The organism is Sphingobacteriales bacterium (assembly GCA_012517435.1).
GTDB lineage: Bacteria > Bacteroidota > Bacteroidia > CAILMK01 > JAAYUY01 > JAAYUY01.
This window is the reverse complement of record JAAYUY010000023.1, coordinates 1-16,077: the sequence shown is the minus strand read 5'-3', so window position 1 is coordinate 16,077 and position 16,077 is coordinate 1. Positions and strand designations below refer to the sequence as shown.

The window sequence follows — 16,077 nt, the reverse complement described above, 5'->3', positions numbered from 1 at the left end:
TTGCTAGAAGTACTCTTTTTCATTTGGACAATTTTATAGATTTCTGACTATATTTCTGTCCGACTTATTTGGGGGCTAAAACACTCCCTGAAAACAATTAACATGTAAACGAATCTGACTCTTTACAACATCAAATTAGGATTAAAAACCAAAGATTTTTAATGTGACGAAAGTCAGGCAAAGACTGACCAGTGGGGTTAAAACCCAGCTTAAGGCAATTTCGCCAAGAATCCTGAATTTAAGGCTTGCCACCGACTTCATCAGTCCTATGCCCAAAACAGCACCTATAACAGCCTGCGTACTTGAAACAGGTACAAGCGGGAATGGCGGTAAACCAATGCTTATCATCATGTCGGACAACCGACTGGAAGAAAAAAGAAATAAAACAACTGATTGGCTGAAGACTACAATAAAAGCATGCTCCGGCAATAAATGGAAAATATTTTTACCAACTGTCATCATCACTCTCTTTGAAAATGAAAATACGCCTGCAGCAATCGAAAGTCCTCCCAGAAAATAAAGCTGGTGCAATGATGAGATGGTTACATTCAACACCTTGATATCCTCAAATTTAACAGAATTGACATAAACACCCATGACATTAGCAATATTGTTGGCACCAAGGCTGTAAGCTCCGAAAGCTCCTGCCACCAGCAAAGCCATTCTGATGTAAGCATCCCTTTTAAAAAGATTGACAGGCCTGCTAAAGATAAATTTCCTTGCGGCCAGATAAATAATGATAGTAATCAATGCAGATAAAAGCGGGCAAATAATCCAGGTGGAAAAGATTTTTATCACAGGTTCACTTTTAAGAGGAAGCTGCATCGCCAGATTCCATCCGATTATTGAACCGACAATAGCCTGCGAGGTAGAAACCGGCTGACGAAGCCAGGTCATGCCGAAAACGGTGAGGGCAGCAATAAAAACAGCAAGAGCAGCAGCCCGGATATTGGTTATCTGCCCGAGTGAGTTTAAGGTTTCCGTGGTTCCACTACCGCCCAAAACAGCACCAAGCACGATAAAAAAAGAACAAATGAAGGCTGCCTTACGGAAAGATATCATTCGCGTACCCACAGCTGTCCCAAACACATTTGCTGCATCGTTGGCTCCCAGCGACCATCCCAGTAAAAACCCGCAAAACAGATAAATAACAATCATGTAATCAGACACTTAGCTTTATCGAATACACAGAAAGCATATCGGCTGCCGATTCGGCTGTATCTGCAAGCAAATCGGTACGGGCAACAAAATATCTCAAATGCATTTTATGACTGAGCTCCAGTGTGGGATGATTAAAAATCTTTCGTTTCAGATTATCTGATAAATGATCGGCTTCCTTCTCGTAAAAATATATTTTGTGCAGATGGTCTCTGATCTGAGAAGGATGATTAAAATACATTCTTGCAGCTGAAACCGTTGAATCAACTGCTTTACAGGCAATATCGGCAAGCCCGGAAAACATTTCTGTCATATCGTTCATGATGACTGGTCTTTCAATATCAAAATTGACCACCACTTCTTTTGCTGTGTCGATAATTTCATCAAGCCTTTCCAGTAGTCGCATGACATCTCCTCTGTACTCAGGAATCAGGGAATGGACATACAGATCATTTTCAATTTTCCGCTTCAGTTTATCTGCCTGATGTTCCGCTTCTGTCAATGAAAGCAAATGAACATTAAACCGCTCATATTCATTCTTTAAAAATTCATTGATAGCCAGATTGAACAAAATACCCGACTGACTTACGGCATCGAGGTACTCATCCATCTGTTTGATTAAAACTTTTGTCTGCTTAAACATATCCTATTCGTTTACAGAAGTGATATTCAACTTGTAAACAAAAATATGCATATCGTATGGAAAGCAGTTATGAGGTATTTATTATTTTTAACACAATTTAAAAATGCCAAAAACAGTAAAAAATGACTGAAAACAGGAAGTTTGAACCTGAAAGTGAGATTCTTTCTGAGATAAATGATAACCATGAAGAAGAATTGGATGAAGAAACTTCGAACGGGAAAGGTCTCTACATCCTGCTTGCCATCTTTATCATTCTTTTTCTTACTACTGCAAGTTTCTTTATTTATTTTCAGTTTTATCAGGGAAACGGTCAATGGAGGTTTAGCCTGCAAAAACACAGTGTTGACCTGAAACTGACAGATAGCCTGAGAACAGAAAACCAACAGCTTAAAAAAGTTATTGACAGCCTGTCTGTGCTGGCATATAACAAACAGCTTGAAGATACTCAGACAGCAGGTCCGATTTTTACTTCCGGTATTTCAGGTGAAAAGTATGAAGTTCAGATAGGATACTTTAAAAATTTCAGTTTTTCCCGATATGCACCTTCCCTGATCAACATGAATATCGATACAGTCAATCAATCCATCAGGCTGATGATAGGCCGTTTCGATAAGCTTGAAGATGCCTGCCGTTTCAAAAAAGACATTGTTGAAATGGGAATAAAAAATGCCTTTATTGTTAAAAAGGTTGATGGGAAAAGAGTGGAGGCAAATATCCCCTGCCCCTGAGTGTTCTAACCCAGATTTATCATGATAAGTTTCTGAATTTCATTCAGTTTTGCATTGTATTCCGGATCGCTGTCTTTCAGATCATCTACGGTTTGACAGGCATGAATCACCGTAGAATGGTCGCGGCTCCCGAAATGCTTTCCGATTACACACAACGAACTGTTTGTGAGCTTTTTGGCAAAATACATGGAAATCTGTCGTGCCTGAACGATATTTCTCTTCCTTGTTTTTGACTTAATCTCTTCAATGGAAACATTCAGATGTTCGCCTACCAGCCGCTGAATGTGTTCAATGGTAAGCTCCTTGGACGACTTTTTAATAAAGCTCTTCAGAATATCTTTTGCCAGATTGACATTAATTTCACGCTTGTTGAAAGAAGATTGCGCCAGAATGGAAATCAGACTCCCCTCAAGTTCGCGTATGCTGGAGGTTACGTGATAGGCAATGTATTCAACCACATCTTTTGGCAGGGTTATTCCGTTGGCGTGCATTTTATTTTCAAGTATGGAAATGCGGGTCTCAAAGTCAGGTTTCTGAATTTCGGTGGACAATCCCCATTTGAAACGGGAAAGCAGCCGCTCTTCAAGACCTTTCATATCTTTGGGAGCAGTGTCACTGGTCAATATTAATTGCTTGCTGTTCTGGTGGAGGCTGTTGAAGATATGAAAGAAAATATCCTGTGTTTTTTCCTTGTTTGCAAAAAACTGAACATCATCCACAATTAACACATCTATCATCTGGTAGAAATTAATGAAATCGTTGATGATGTTATTTCTGACAGAATCATAATATTGATTGGCAAATTGTTCGGCCTGAACATACAATACCACCTTGTTTTTAAAATTGTTACGTATTTCATTGCCAATAGCCTGAACAAGATGTGTTTTCCCCAATCCAACTCCACTATAAATAAACAACGGATTAAAAGCTGTTCCACCGGGCTTTGAGGCAATGGACAGTCCGGCTGATCGGGCCAAACGGTTGCATTCGCCTTCAATAAAGTTTTCAAACAAAAAATTGTTGTTAAGCTGCGGATCAACTTTAACTTTTTTCAGACCAGGAATGATGAATGGATTTTTAATGCTGTTGCTGATATTCAATGGCATGGAAACTTCCATACCTTCATCTTTCCCGAGCTCTGAAGCCGGCATGTTGATTGTCCGTTGCTGTTTGTTTTCAGAACTGTTTTCTACCACTATATTGTATTCAAGTTTTGCATTCGGGCCAATGACTTTTTTTATGGTTTTTCTGAGCAGATTTACATAATGTTCTTCCAGCCATTCATAGAAGAACAAGCTGGGCACCTGTATGGTCAGTACATCATTTTCCATTTTAACCGGCTGTATGGGTTTGAACCATGTTTTGAAACTCTGTAACGTTACGTTATCCTTAATAATCTCAAGACATTTTTCCCAGACTTCAATGTACTTTTCGCTCATAAAGTTGTTTTATTTTTGAATTCCTTAATTAATTTCCAAACTATAAAGGTCGAGTTTTTCACCAAATGTGAAAAAAAATCTTCATTTTTTTTACAAAAACTTAACATACAGATAATGAATTTAATACCTTAAGTTCACTTGAATCTTTTGTGCCCTTCCCGACCTCTATACATCCCAGATATACCCCACCCCATCCATTCTGAAAGACATAAACACTTTTTCCCTTAAGGTTTTCCTCAACCTCGGGCTTTTGCATAAAAGTGTGGGTATGGCCTCCTAAAATCAGATCAGTAAAAGATGTTTCTCGGGCTATTACCACATCGCTGACCTTTGAATTTTCATATCTGAACCCTAAATGGGAAAGACAAATGATAAAATCGCACTTTTCTTCCTTTTTAAGAATTTCCTCTGCCCAGACTGCTCTTTCCACAGGATTGTGATACCTGATTCCTCCATACAACTGCTCCGGCACAAGACCATTCAGCTCAATCCCCAGACCATAAACCCCTGTTTTAATTTTTCCTGTCTTAAACACTGCATATGACTTCACCTTCCCTTCAAGTGGCGTTCCTTTCACCTCATAATTTGAACAAATCAAAGGAAAAGTTGCTGATTCTGCCAGATGAGCAAGATTTTCAATGCCGGCATCAAAATCATGATTTCCGATACAGGCTCCATTGTATCCCATTTCCGACATCAGTCTGAACTCAAGCGCACCATGATAACGGTTGAAATAAGGCGTTCCCTGCAGAATGTCTCCGGAATCAAACAACAGAACATTCCGGTGTTTCTTTCTGAGTTCATCAATCATGGCTGCTCTTGCCGAAAAACCTCCCTTCCCCTGAAATTTTCCTCCATCCATCGGAAATGGTTCTATCCGGCTGTGAACATCATTGGTATGAAGAATCAGCAATCCTTCCGGCTCACCGGATGCCTTCAGCAAAGATGGCACAAGCCCGAGAGCTAAAGTTCCAATCCCAAACTTTAGCCCAACATCCAAAAACTCTCTCCGGTCAATCAATTGTGATTCTGCCATCTTCCTTTGATTCTACTTTTATCTCTTTCGACTGATTATCAGCAATATATTGAATAATCATATCCCGCAGCAATATTCCTGTATGCCACACCGTCTCAGCACTTTTTAAAAACTCCATTCCACTCCCGCCATTTGCCAGATAATCTGTAGTAACCAGAAAATACGATTTGCTTCTGTCCCACTCTTTTTCATTGATCTCTGCTTTAACCAATTGACCCGAACGATAAGTCAGGCGGCATCCTCCAATGGCCATTTCATCACCATTAATAATATAGTTAAATAGCTTATCCATCAACTGGCTGTCTAACTTTATGACAACTACCTGATTATCAAATGGCATTATTTCGAAAACAACTTTTCTTGTAATCTCTCCGACAGGTAAGGGTCGCCTGAGACCCCCGTTGTTGGTCAGTGAAAAAAGTCTTTCACCATTCTCTTTAAAATCTTTTCTGACGGAAGAAAGCATCAGGTCGGAAACAAAATTACCGAGCAAACCCTCAGGGAAGCCTGTCTTCATTTCCATGCCTGAATATCCGATGACTTCGTTCATTTCCCGGTCAATCTCTGTTTTATAGGGCTGAATAATAGCGTCAATTTCAATCTTGGTTGCATGCTGAACCTGCAGTGCTTCATATCCCGTTACCAAATACTGACTACATGAAACCAGCAGGAACAGGATGGGCAAAGCAATAGCTATTAAATACAACTTTTTGATTTTCATTATATTACAAAAAAAGTCTTAAAAAAGTTTTTGTGCCTCTTGTTTTATCAGGTCGATGGTTTTGGAAATCAAATCCTGAGTCGGTTGACAGTCAGATAAAATGATTTTGGCCAGCAAAATGGCATTGTCATTCTCCTTGCATTTTTCTTTCGACATGTTGAAAAGCCTGACTGTTTCTTCTTTTGAGGCAACTACCATCTGCCAGGTTTCCTTTGAAACGTAAAGCTGTTGGGCAATGTTATGTTCAAATTCAGCTTTGACCGTCCCGATTAACTGTAAATGAAGGTCTTTGGCAGTCTGATTGTTTTTACTTAAACGCAACACAACAGCGGCAGGCGAAATCCTTTCCATAAGCAATATCAGCCTCTCGTATGCCTGCATCCTAAGCATTAAAGCATCCTTCCCTATCAGCCGTTTTTGTTCATCTATCCTCCTGGATTCTTCTTTTCGTAAAAATTCCCTTATCAGATACCATGAGGTCAGAAACACCAGCAGAGCCGGGAGAATTATCTTTAACAACTCCATAAAATCCTGCATTGCATTTTTTTTGTCCCTGCAAATTTAAGCCTGTCTGGTCAGCCAAAACCTTTCAGCCGTAAATTAATTTCAAATTTTTTTGCCCTTTGTTCTTGTTTGATTTTAATTCCCTGATAATGATTATCTTTGTTTGAAATTCTGGCCTGACCGGAATCTGTTTTTACCGTTTTAACCATAAAATTACTTTTATGAAAGCAATGCTGCTGTTGATTTTTGTCGCTGTCTTTTTTGATGTAGCCGCTCAAAACGATACATTTTCAACGAAAGACGAACCTAATATGGTTGTCGAAAAAATGCCTGAGTTTCCGGGAGGGGAAAAAGCTCTTTCTGACTATCTTAAAAAAGAAATTAAATATCCTCAGTCTGCCATTAAAGATAAAATACAGGGTTTGGTCATTGTCAGTTTTATAGTTGAAACAGATGGCTCAGTTTCATCAGTTAATGTATTGAAAGGGGTTTCAGAAGAGCTTGATAATGAAGCAGTCAGAGTGGTTAAAGCCATGCCAAAATGGACACCCGGCTATCAAAAAGGTAAAGCTGTCAGGGTTATGCTGAATTTACCCATACGCTTTCAGCTATGATGTTCAATAGAGGTCTTACTGTCAAAAAATTTCATTCGCTTAAAATCTGTTTAAAAAACAATAAATACCTTTGCAGAGTATATTGACAAGGATTAATGAGGGCACATTCAGAATGAAATAAATAAAAAACATGAAAGAATTGTTAAGAAAGAATCGTTCTCAGGTAAAAACGATTGTTACAATCGGTCCTGCTTCTTCCTCTAAAGAAGTTTTAAAGCAATTCATCTTTGAAGGGGTAGATATTTGCAGGCTGAACTTTTCTCACGGGAGTCATGACGACCATGTGAAAGTCATTCAACAAATCAGGGAACTAAACAAAGAACTTCAAACCCAGGTCGGCATTATGGCTGACCTTCAGGGCCCCAAACTCAGAATAGGTGAAGTTGAAGGACAATCCGTTCTGCTACAGACAGGTTCCATTATTGAAATAACCGATACACCCTGCCTCAGTAATGATAAGATATTGTATGTCAATTATCCTGATCTGTCAAAGGAAGTAAAACCCGGAGAAGTCATTCTGATGGACGATGGGAAAATTAAACTTCAGGTAGTTTCAGCAGGTCAGAATAAAGTTATCCAAGCAAAGGTATTGAACGGAGGCCTTATTTCATCCAAAAAAGGCGTAAACCTGCCGGATACCAGGACCAGCCTGCCGTGTCTGACAGAAAAAGACCTGAAAGACCTCGAATTTGCCTTGTCGCATCATGTTGACTGGATAGCGCTTTCTTTTGTCAGGAGGTCAGCTGATGTGGATGAACTACGTGAAATCATTCAAAGAAAAGGGATGAATACGGCCATTATCTCAAAAATTGAGAAACCCGAAGCCCTCACAGAAATTGACAAAATCATTGACCGGAGCGATGCTATCATGGTAGCACGCGGAGATTTAGGCGTGGAGACATCATTCGAAAAAGTCCCCCTGATTCAGAAAACCCTTATCGGAAAATGTATCAGCAAAGGCAAACCGGTCATTGTAGCCACACAAATGATGGAAAGCATGATCACCAATTTTGAGCCCACACGAGCTGAAGCTACCGACATTGCCAATGCCGTATTAGATGGAGCCGATGCCCTGATGCTGAGCGGTGAAACCTCTGTCGGAAAATATCCGGTTGAAGCACTTCGTAACATGCAGAAAATTATTGATTATACAGAAGCAAACGGCTATAGTTACAACAGAGATATTGCGCACACCAATTCTTCCCGCTTCCTTTCCGACTCAATTTGTGATGCAGCCCGGAGGCTCTCCGATATTTCAAAAGCCAGTGCAATTGTAACTTTCACACAATCAGGATATTCTGCATTTAAAATGTCAAGCTACAGGCCCCGCTCTTCCATTTTTGCCTTTACCCAAAATCCGGATTTGATCTGCCGCTTATCGCTGGTTTGGGGCGTCAGGGCATTTTTAATTAAAGACATTGAAAACATAGACGATTCAATCCAGTTTACCACCTCATTCTTACGGAGTAAAAAGTTTATTAAAAAGGGCGACATCATCATTCATCTGGCAAGTATTCCATTAAAGATGAAAGGAAAAACCAATATGCTGAAAATCACTCAGGTGACGGATTGAATGTAGGTTCAGCGGCCATTCACAAAAAATCGTTTTGGCGTAAATCTTTTAGTCAACGATAAAAAGGAACTGTTGAAAAACAGCCACTGCCATCATCAGCAATAAGCAGATATTGATAAATTTTTTATTACCTTTCATGAAAAAACTGCCAAGAAAAAAGGTAACAGGAATCAGGAAAAAGACGGCAAATGAAAAAGGGAGTTTGGTTAAAAAAACGAATACAGCTCCTGAAATAAAGAAATAAACAGTAAAGGTAGTATTAAACCTTGTTTCTCTGACATTTTTAGCCATGAAAGCAAATTTATCCTGAAAAAAACCAATGGTAAGAAGGACAAATAAAAAAACAACGGGGAAAATCGTAAAAGTGTAATGGCTGAAATCGGGGACAACAAATCCCGGAAAAACATCCACAAAAACCTGATGGAATACATTGAGCTGATCGGTCAGATAGAAGTAAAAGGCCACAAAGAAAAGCGGCATGGCACCACCCACGGGAATGAGAAAAAGTTCCTGCAAAGTAGGTCTTTTCAGAACCGGAAAAGCAATGAGAATAAACAGAAAATAATAATTTACAGGAAAATAGAATAAACCTGCAATGCCCAGAAAGAAAGATGTAAAAAACAAATGTTCGGGGGCATGTGTCATATCAAACAGAAGCAGGAGGTTGTAAACTACTAAAAACATGATGATTAAGGCAAAATAAAAAGGTGTAAGTACCGCAGTCAGCGGGAACATTGCTTTAATGGTAACAAAAATAAAGGCAGGTAAAAGATTTACTTCATTAAAAACCTTCAGCCTTGAAAATACCGCATTCAAAAACAAGGAAGTAATATAAATCAAACCAACAGAGAGAATAGCTGCTACAAATTCATCGGTTATATGAAAATGATTCCCAAACAGATAGTAAAAAAAAGACTCACTCTGTTTGTCAGGTTCAGGCAAGGAAAAAAACCATGAAAAATTTATCAGAAAGGTATAAATAAGCAGCAAAGGATAATTAAGCGGATTTCTCTGGCGTAAATAGGTAATCAAAGCTGTTTTATTGAAGCTTCAAAATTATCGCATAATCTCTAACTGTTCTCTTACTTTTGCATGAAAATAAAAACCTGTCATGATTTCAAAATCTGACCTTATTTTAAACCCCGACCACAGTATTTATCACCTGAACCTTCATCCAGAGGAATTAGCTGATACCATAATACTTGTTGGCGATAAAGACAGGGTCGGGCTTATCTCTTCACTTTTCGACAAAACAGAAGTCAGAAAAGAAAAGAGAGAGTTTATTACGCATACGGGATATTACAGAAACAAAAGACTCAGCATCCTTTCAACAGGAATAGGCACCGATAATATTGATATTGTGGTGAATGAAATTGATGCCCTGAAAAATATTGATTTACAAAGCTTTGAACCTAAGCAAAAGACAACACAGCTGAATTTTATCAGAATTGGCACCTGCGGAGCTATTCATCCTGAAAATGAGCCAGGCAGTGCAATTGTAAGCCGGATGGCTATTGGACTCGACAACCTCAACCATTTTTACAATTTCCGATTAACTGATGATGAATTAGTTATCAGAGAAAAAATTTCGCAGCACCTTTCTCAGGCGGGGATTAATTTGCCGTTTTACATTCAGTCTTCATCACAACAACTTTTCGATTTATTCAGCAGTGATTATCCCTCCGGCATAACTGTAACAGCTCCCGGTTTTTATGCCCCTCAGGGAAGAGTTTTAAGGCTTCAGCACCCATACAAAAAATTGGTTGACATTTTTGCAAGTTTTAATTTTCAGGACTTACACATCGTTAATTTTGAAATGGAAAGCTCAGCCTTGTTTGGTTTAAGCAGGCTTTTCCGACATCAGGCCATTACTATCAATCTGGTCATTGCCAATCGTCATCTCCGCCAGGTCAATGTCTCTTATCATCAGGCCATGCTGAACCTTGCCGGCAACATTCTGGACAAGCTGGTTCAATTAGTCTGAAACTACTGAGTAAATATTTGTTTTTCAATCAGATAGGAAAGTGCCTCAGCTACCACAAAAGCACTCCCTGTAACCAAAACAAAATCGTTTTCATTTGCTTTGTCAAGGGCAGACTCCAAAGCATTATAAACGGTTTTTACATTAATTCCGTTTAAGTTTTTTTCACTGGAAAACCTGTAAAGCAAATCCGAATCAAGTCCCCTGGGGACATCAGGCTTACAAAAGTAAAAAAAAGCATTGCGGGGAAATTTTTCCAATATCAGCTGATGATTCTTGTCCTCACTCATGCCTATAACGATGTATAGATTTTTGTATTGAAAATGCCTGAGTTCACTGAGCATTTTCTCTACTGCATCAGGATTATGGGCAATGTCGAGCACCAGAAATGGATGTTCCTGAACAATCTGCCATCTGCCCCACAAAGCCGTATTTAAAACGACATTTTTGATCCCGTTCAGTATGGACTCACTTTCTATTTTTTTAAATTTTTCTGAAAGAATATCGATACTTGCCATAAGGGTGGACAGATTTTCAGCCTGGTAACTTCCGGATAATCCACACAAAACATGCTCATATTCTAGATGATTGTTTTTGAAGATGTTATACACAGAAAAGGTTTTTTCATGGGTTAAAAATCCGGCTGAAAATTTATCTTCAGAAAAAAACAAGAGAGAGTTGGTTTCTTTTGCTTTTTCCCTGAATACATGAAGATAATCATCAGATTTTCTGCCAATTACAGCAGGAATATTATTTTTGATAATGCCTGCTTTTTCCATGGCAATTTTTTCGATGGTACTGCCAAGCAGGGAAGTATGTTCAAGGCTGATGTTGGTAATGACCGACAATTCAGGTTCAATGATGTTGGTGGAGTCGAGCCGCCCGCCCAAACCTGTTTCGATAACAGCTATATCTACTTGTTTTTCAGCAAAATATTGAAAGGCCATCGCTGTGGTAATTTCGAAAAAAGAAGGTTTAATTTCTTCTATCGATTTTTTAATGTTTTCCGTAAAAGAAACGATAAAATCAGTATCAGCCGGTTTTCCACCGACCTTAATCCTTTCCCTGAAGTCGATCAGATGAGGTGAGGTAAACAATCCCGTTGTATATCCTGCTTCCTGAAAAACAGAAGCCAGTAAATGGCTTACCGATCCCTTACCGTTTGTACCTGCCACATGAATACATGGATAATTCCGGTGCGGATGGCTGAGCTTTTTATCAAGAAACTGAATGTTTTTCAGATCAGCTTTGTAGGCAGCAGGCCCGATCCGGTGATACATGGGCAAACGGGAAAACAGATAAGCTATGGTTGTCTGGTAATCCAATATCTTATATTTTACTGGAAATCAAAGCTTTTAAGTACTCCAGGCCCTCGTCAAAATCCTGATTGTTCAAAACGACTAAATCGGCAGATTCCTTGAACTTCAAAACAAATTTCCGATACGCAGGCAATACATGAAAATTCCATTGATGAAGGAAAATCTCCTCCGGGATACCCCGTTCAAAAATATCACGCCTGCGCCTTCTTTGAAAGCAAATTTCCTCATCTGCATCAATAAACACTTTAAAATCAATATTTTGGGAAATGACCGGATGATATTCAACAAAAAGTCCTTCAATGATGACCACAGGACGGGGATAGAAAACTTTTTCTCTGGGAATTTTTTCAGGATGATTAAAGGTATATTCCAGTTTGCGAATGACTTTGCCGGTAGAAAGCAGGGTCAGATGTTCCAAAAACAAATCATGGTCAATTGCCTCAGGAAGGTCAAAATTGTAAATACCCTTTTCATCTTTATGCTGATATTCAATGGATTTATAGTAATCATCCTGAGAGATAATGGTGATTTTTTCAGAAAAAGAATCCTTCAGTGCAGAAATGAAAAGGGATTTACCAGATGCACTTCCACCTGTAACGCTGATCAGATAAAAAGAAAACAACTTGTTGGGGTTCACTGTGTCAATTCATTAAAATTAAATTAATATCGAAAGAAAATTCAGAATACAAATTTTATATTCGCACTTCAATTAATCTGAATTTATTTACGTTTAAATCACAATTATCTAAAGACATGAAAAAGATACACTTACTGCTGATTTTTCTTTTCAGCAATTTTTCGATGCTTTTTGCAGGTGGTGACGAAGGAATGTGGCTTCCTTTGTATATCAAACAGCTCAATGAGCAAAAGATGCAACAGCTTGGCTGCAAACTGACCGCTGACGATATTTACAGTATCAACCACAGTTCAATCAAGGATGCAGTGGTGAGGCTCGGAGAAGGCTTTTGTACCGGTGAAATTGTCAGCGACAAAGGGCTGGTTTTTACCAATCACCATTGCGGATATGAATCCATTGCTGAGTTATCAAGCGTTGATAATGATTTCCTTACCAAAGGATTCTGGGCAAAATCACTGGCAGAAGAAATCCCTATCCCCAATCTCACCATCAGCAGGCTGGTGTATATGGAAGATGTATCGGCACTAATTAATGCAAAAAAAGATGCCGGAGAAAACTATGAGGATTTGATTGATTCTCTTGTCAACAAAGCAGTGGAAGGAACGCATTACAATGCAGAAGTAAAAAGCTATTTTGGCCAGACAGAATATTATCTGCTTGTTTATGAGACATTTAAAGACATTCGTTTTGTGGGAGCACCTCCTTCCTCAATTGGTAAATTCGGAGGAGATACCGACAACTGGATGTGGCCCCGCCACACCGGTGATTTTTCGATTCTCAGAATTTATACCGGCCCTGACGGAAAACCTGCTGAATTCAGTGATGAAAATATTCCTTACAAGCCTTTGAAATATTTTCCCATTTCACTAAAAGGTGTTCAGAAAAATGACTTTTCCATGATTCTGGGATATCCCGGAACCACCGAACGTTACCTTTCGCATTTCGACCTCGACTTTAAAATGAATTATGAACAGCCTGCTCTTATAGATATTTTTGACATCAAGCTCAAAGCCATGAAAACCCAGATGGATAAAAGCGATTTTGTCAGAATTGAGCTGGCTTCTGATTATGCTTCCCTGTCAAACTATTGGAAATATCTTGAAGGACAATTGCTGGGACTGAAAAATTACAATCTGGTTGAAAAATTCAAGGAAAGAGACCGGAAAATTGAAGAATGGATTTACACCGATCAGGGAAGAAAAGAGAAATACAACAATGTTCTCAATGACCTGGAAACAGCTTACACCAGGTTTAAAAAGATTATGCCGGGAATTTACTATCTCGGAGCAGGACTTAACCGCCTCGAAATCATTGGATATACCAGTGATTTCAATCAGATTAAAAATAAGCTGGAACAGGGATCAAAACCGGAAGAACTGGCTTCAGAGCTGGATGAACTGTATGCTACTTTCGATCACATGAAAAAACTTAAAACCATCGACATAGAAAAAGAGGTATTGCCTCAGTACTTGCTGAAATTCTATCAAAGCCTTTCAGATCCTAAATCTTTTGCCATCTTTAATGATATAGAAACAAAATACAAAACCGGCACCATTGAAGAAAAAATCAAACTTTATTGTGATGAACTTTTTGCCAAATCCATCATCCTCGACAGTGCAAAACTGGCAAAATTCAAAGCCAAACCAAGCACAAAAGCTTTGAAAAATGATGCTTTTTTCAGACTCAATGAGGAAATCGGCAACTTTTTCAGAGATAACTATCTCATGATCTACCTGTCTGTTTCGATGAAACTTGAAGATTATCAGAACAATTTTATTGCCTTAATGAAAGAATATCAGAAAGATAAGGTCATGTATCCTGATGCAAACTCCACCCTTCGCATGACCTATGGACAAATACTTCCCTACCGCCCGCGGGATGGTGTATTTTACAAACACTATACGACTCACTATGGCATACTGGAGAAGGAAGATCCGACCAATGAAGAATTCATCGTTGACCCCAAACTCAAGGAACTTTTACTGAAAAAAGATTTCGGGCCTTATGGCGTTGGTGATACACTTTATGTCTGTTTCCTTTCCAATAACGATATAACAGGTGGTAATTCAGGCAGTCCGGTAATTAATGCCAACGGGGAACTTATCGGTATTGCCTTTGACGGTAACTGGGAAGCCATGACAGGTGACCTGATTGTTGACCCTAATCTGAATCGTACTATCAGTGTCGATATCCGCTATGTTCTGTTTGTCATCGATAAGTTAGGAGGTGCCACCAATCTGATTAATGAACTTACCCTCATAAAATAAACTTCCCATGAACACTACAAACAGGAACGGTTGAAAAACTGTTCCTGTTTGTATTTAATACAGGATATGAATCAGACTTCTGTTTTAAAAAAACTGTTACCGGGCTTCATCCCTCTGATTATTTTTTTTGTTGCCGATGAGGTATTTAATACCAGAACAGCTCTCATCATCTCCATCCTGACCGGCTTGGGCGAATTTATTGTTATTTTCATAAAAACCAGAAAATTAGACACATTTGTCCTCATTGATACGGCTCTGTTAACTTTAATGGGTGGCATTTCCATCATTCTTGAAAATGATATTTTTTTCAAACTCAAACCAGCCATCATAGAAGCTATCGTGGCAGTTATCATCGGTATTTCCGTATTTACACCGCGAAACCTCCTGCTGAACATGTCGAAACGCTACCTCAGAGGTATTGAAATCAGCGATTTTCAGATCAGCCTTTTTAACAGGAGCCTGAAAGTGTTTTTTTTCATCATCACAGGGCATATTCTGCTGATTATCTATTCTTCATATTATCTGAGCAACGAAGCATGGGTGTTTATCAGCGGGATACTTTTCTATATCCTTTTCGGTATGTTTATCGCCTATGAATTTGTCAAAAATAAAATGCTTGCCCGAAAATACCGGCATGACGAATGGCTACCCCTTGTTGACACAGAAGGGAACATCACAGGAAAAGCCCCGAGAACACTTTGTCATCAGGGTAAAGGCCTGCTTCATCCGGTAGTCCATCTGCATGTTTTCAATGATAAAAACGAACTGTATCTTCAAAAAAGGCCAATGGACAAAAAAATACAACCCGGAAAATGGGATACTGCCGTGGGCGGGCATATTTCATGGGGAAATACACTCGAACAAGGCTTGTACAGGGAAGTTGAAGAAGAAATAGGGTTAAAAAACTTCAATCCGGTTTTTGTCAAAAAATATGTCTGGGAGACAAAATATGAAAGTGAGCTGATTTTCATGTTTTTAGCCCAAACCAAACAAAAAATCACCTACAACCCTGATGAACTGGCAGATGGAAAATTCTGGAAAATTGAAGAAATAAAAAGCTCACTGGGTAAAGATGTTTTTACCCCGAATTTTGAACATGAATTTCCTATTCTGATGGAATTTCTTTCTCCCCGTCCCTGATGCTGAAATAAGATTTTTTTCTCATGCCCATCAGTCGGGCAATGATATTGGTAGGGAACATTTCCAGCGAATTGTGATAGTCATTCACAGAGGAGTTGTAAAACCTTCGGGCAGCTGCAATCTGGTCTTCCATCTCGTTCCATGCAGCCTGTAGCTTCAGAAAATTTTCGCCTGCCTTCAGCTGCGGATAATTTTCAACCTGAACAAACAACTCTCCTACCTGTCTGGCAAGCTGATCGGCAAATTCAATTTTCCCTGATTGCTGATTTTCTGATAAATACAAATTCCTTAACCGGGTAACTCCTTCCAAAAGCTCT

The 16,077-nt window shown here is 39.0% G+C and carries 16 protein-coding genes; 6 read left to right on the top strand and 10 right to left on the bottom strand.

Annotated elements, in window-relative coordinates; genetic code table 11:
* Positions 1-141: 141 nt before the first annotated feature.
* A complete protein-coding gene (locus tag GX437_01405) occupies positions 142-1,158 on the bottom strand; it encodes an inorganic phosphate transporter (protein NLJ06304.1) in 1,017 nt (338 codons plus the stop codon).
* A 4-nt stretch (positions 1,159-1,162) separates the two neighbouring features.
* Entirely contained in the window at positions 1,163-1,801 is a 639-nt protein-coding gene (locus GX437_01400) for a DUF47 family protein (protein ID NLJ06303.1), read from the bottom strand.
* A gap of 122 nt (positions 1,802-1,923) precedes the next feature.
* On the opposite strand from GX437_01400, the gene GX437_01395 reads away from it, so the two are divergent.
* Positions 1,924-2,529, top strand: a complete 606-nt coding sequence (locus GX437_01395) for a hypothetical protein (GenBank protein ID NLJ06302.1) — start codon at positions 1,924-1,926, stop codon at positions 2,527-2,529.
* Positions 2,530-2,534: 5 nt separating this feature from the next.
* Here the strand turns inward: GX437_01395 and dnaA are convergent, their stop codons facing one another.
* The 4 genes from dnaA to GX437_01375 form a co-directional block, all read right to left on the bottom strand.
* Positions 2,535-3,968: a chromosomal replication initiator protein DnaA gene (gene dnaA / locus GX437_01390; protein NLJ06301.1), complete on the bottom strand. Its 1,434-nt coding sequence runs from the start codon at positions 3,966-3,968 to the stop codon at positions 2,535-2,537.
* 100 nt (positions 3,969-4,068) lie between these two features.
* A complete protein-coding gene (locus tag GX437_01385; GenBank protein ID NLJ06300.1) occupies positions 4,069-5,004 on the bottom strand; it encodes a bifunctional metallophosphatase/5'-nucleotidase in 936 nt (311 codons plus the stop codon).
* Positions 4,982-5,725 carry a hypothetical protein gene (locus tag GX437_01380; GenBank protein ID NLJ06299.1) on the bottom strand — a complete coding sequence of 248 codons (744 nt, stop codon included), beginning with the start codon at positions 5,723-5,725 and terminating at the stop codon, positions 4,982-4,984. Before GX437_01380 ends, GX437_01385 begins: the two co-directional genes overlap by 23 nt.
* An 18-nt stretch (positions 5,726-5,743) precedes the next feature.
* A complete protein-coding gene (locus GX437_01375; protein NLJ06298.1) occupies positions 5,744-6,262 on the bottom strand; it encodes a hypothetical protein in 519 nt (172 codons plus the stop codon).
* A gap of 188 nt (positions 6,263-6,450) precedes the next feature.
* Between GX437_01375 and GX437_01370 the strand changes: the two genes are divergently transcribed.
* Both GX437_01370 and pyk read left to right on the top strand, forming a co-directional pair.
* The gene (locus tag GX437_01370) at positions 6,451-6,843 is read left to right on the top strand and encodes an energy transducer TonB (GenBank protein NLJ06297.1); all 393 of its coding nucleotides are present in this window, start codon (positions 6,451-6,453) and stop codon (positions 6,841-6,843) included.
* A 130-nt stretch (positions 6,844-6,973) separates the two neighbouring features.
* On the top strand, positions 6,974-8,416 hold the full coding sequence (pyk, locus tag GX437_01365; GenBank protein ID NLJ06296.1) for a pyruvate kinase: 1,443 nt from the start codon (positions 6,974-6,976) through the stop codon (positions 8,414-8,416).
* Positions 8,417-8,464: 48 nt separating this feature from the next.
* Here pyk and GX437_01360 read toward each other — a convergent pair whose 3' ends face one another.
* A complete protein-coding gene (locus tag GX437_01360; GenBank protein ID NLJ06295.1) occupies positions 8,465-9,448 on the bottom strand; it encodes a hypothetical protein in 984 nt (327 codons plus the stop codon).
* Between the two features lie 79 nt (positions 9,449-9,527).
* Between GX437_01360 and GX437_01355 the strand changes: the two genes are divergently transcribed.
* Positions 9,528-10,400, top strand: coding sequence for a nucleoside phosphorylase (locus GX437_01355; GenBank protein ID NLJ06294.1), 873 nt, complete (start codon positions 9,528-9,530; stop codon positions 10,398-10,400).
* 2 nt (positions 10,401-10,402) lie between these two features.
* Here GX437_01355 and GX437_01350 read toward each other — a convergent pair whose 3' ends face one another.
* Positions 10,403-11,722 (bottom strand): bifunctional folylpolyglutamate synthase/dihydrofolate synthase, encoded by a 1,320-nt coding sequence (locus tag GX437_01350; GenBank protein ID NLJ06293.1) that lies wholly within the window; start codon positions 11,720-11,722, stop codon positions 10,403-10,405.
* 4 nt (positions 11,723-11,726) lie between these two features.
* Positions 11,727-12,353, bottom strand: a complete 627-nt coding sequence (locus GX437_01345; GenBank protein NLJ06292.1) for a uridine kinase — start codon at positions 12,351-12,353, stop codon at positions 11,727-11,729.
* A gap of 116 nt (positions 12,354-12,469) precedes the next feature.
* Here GX437_01345 and GX437_01340 point away from each other — a divergent pair, with 116 nt between their 5' ends.
* Both GX437_01340 and GX437_01335 read left to right on the top strand, forming a co-directional pair.
* Entirely contained in the window at positions 12,470-14,620 is a 2,151-nt protein-coding gene (locus GX437_01340) for a S46 family peptidase (GenBank protein ID NLJ06291.1), read from the top strand.
* Between the two features lie 48 nt (positions 14,621-14,668).
* A complete protein-coding gene (locus GX437_01335; GenBank protein ID NLJ06290.1) occupies positions 14,669-15,760 on the top strand; it encodes an NUDIX domain-containing protein in 1,092 nt (363 codons plus the stop codon).
* On the opposite strand, the gene GX437_01330 is transcribed toward GX437_01335, so the two are convergent.
* On the bottom strand, positions 15,726-16,077 hold a 352-nt coding region (locus GX437_01330; GenBank protein ID NLJ06289.1), incomplete at its 5' end, for a LemA family protein. The genes GX437_01335 and GX437_01330 overlap by 35 nt on opposite strands.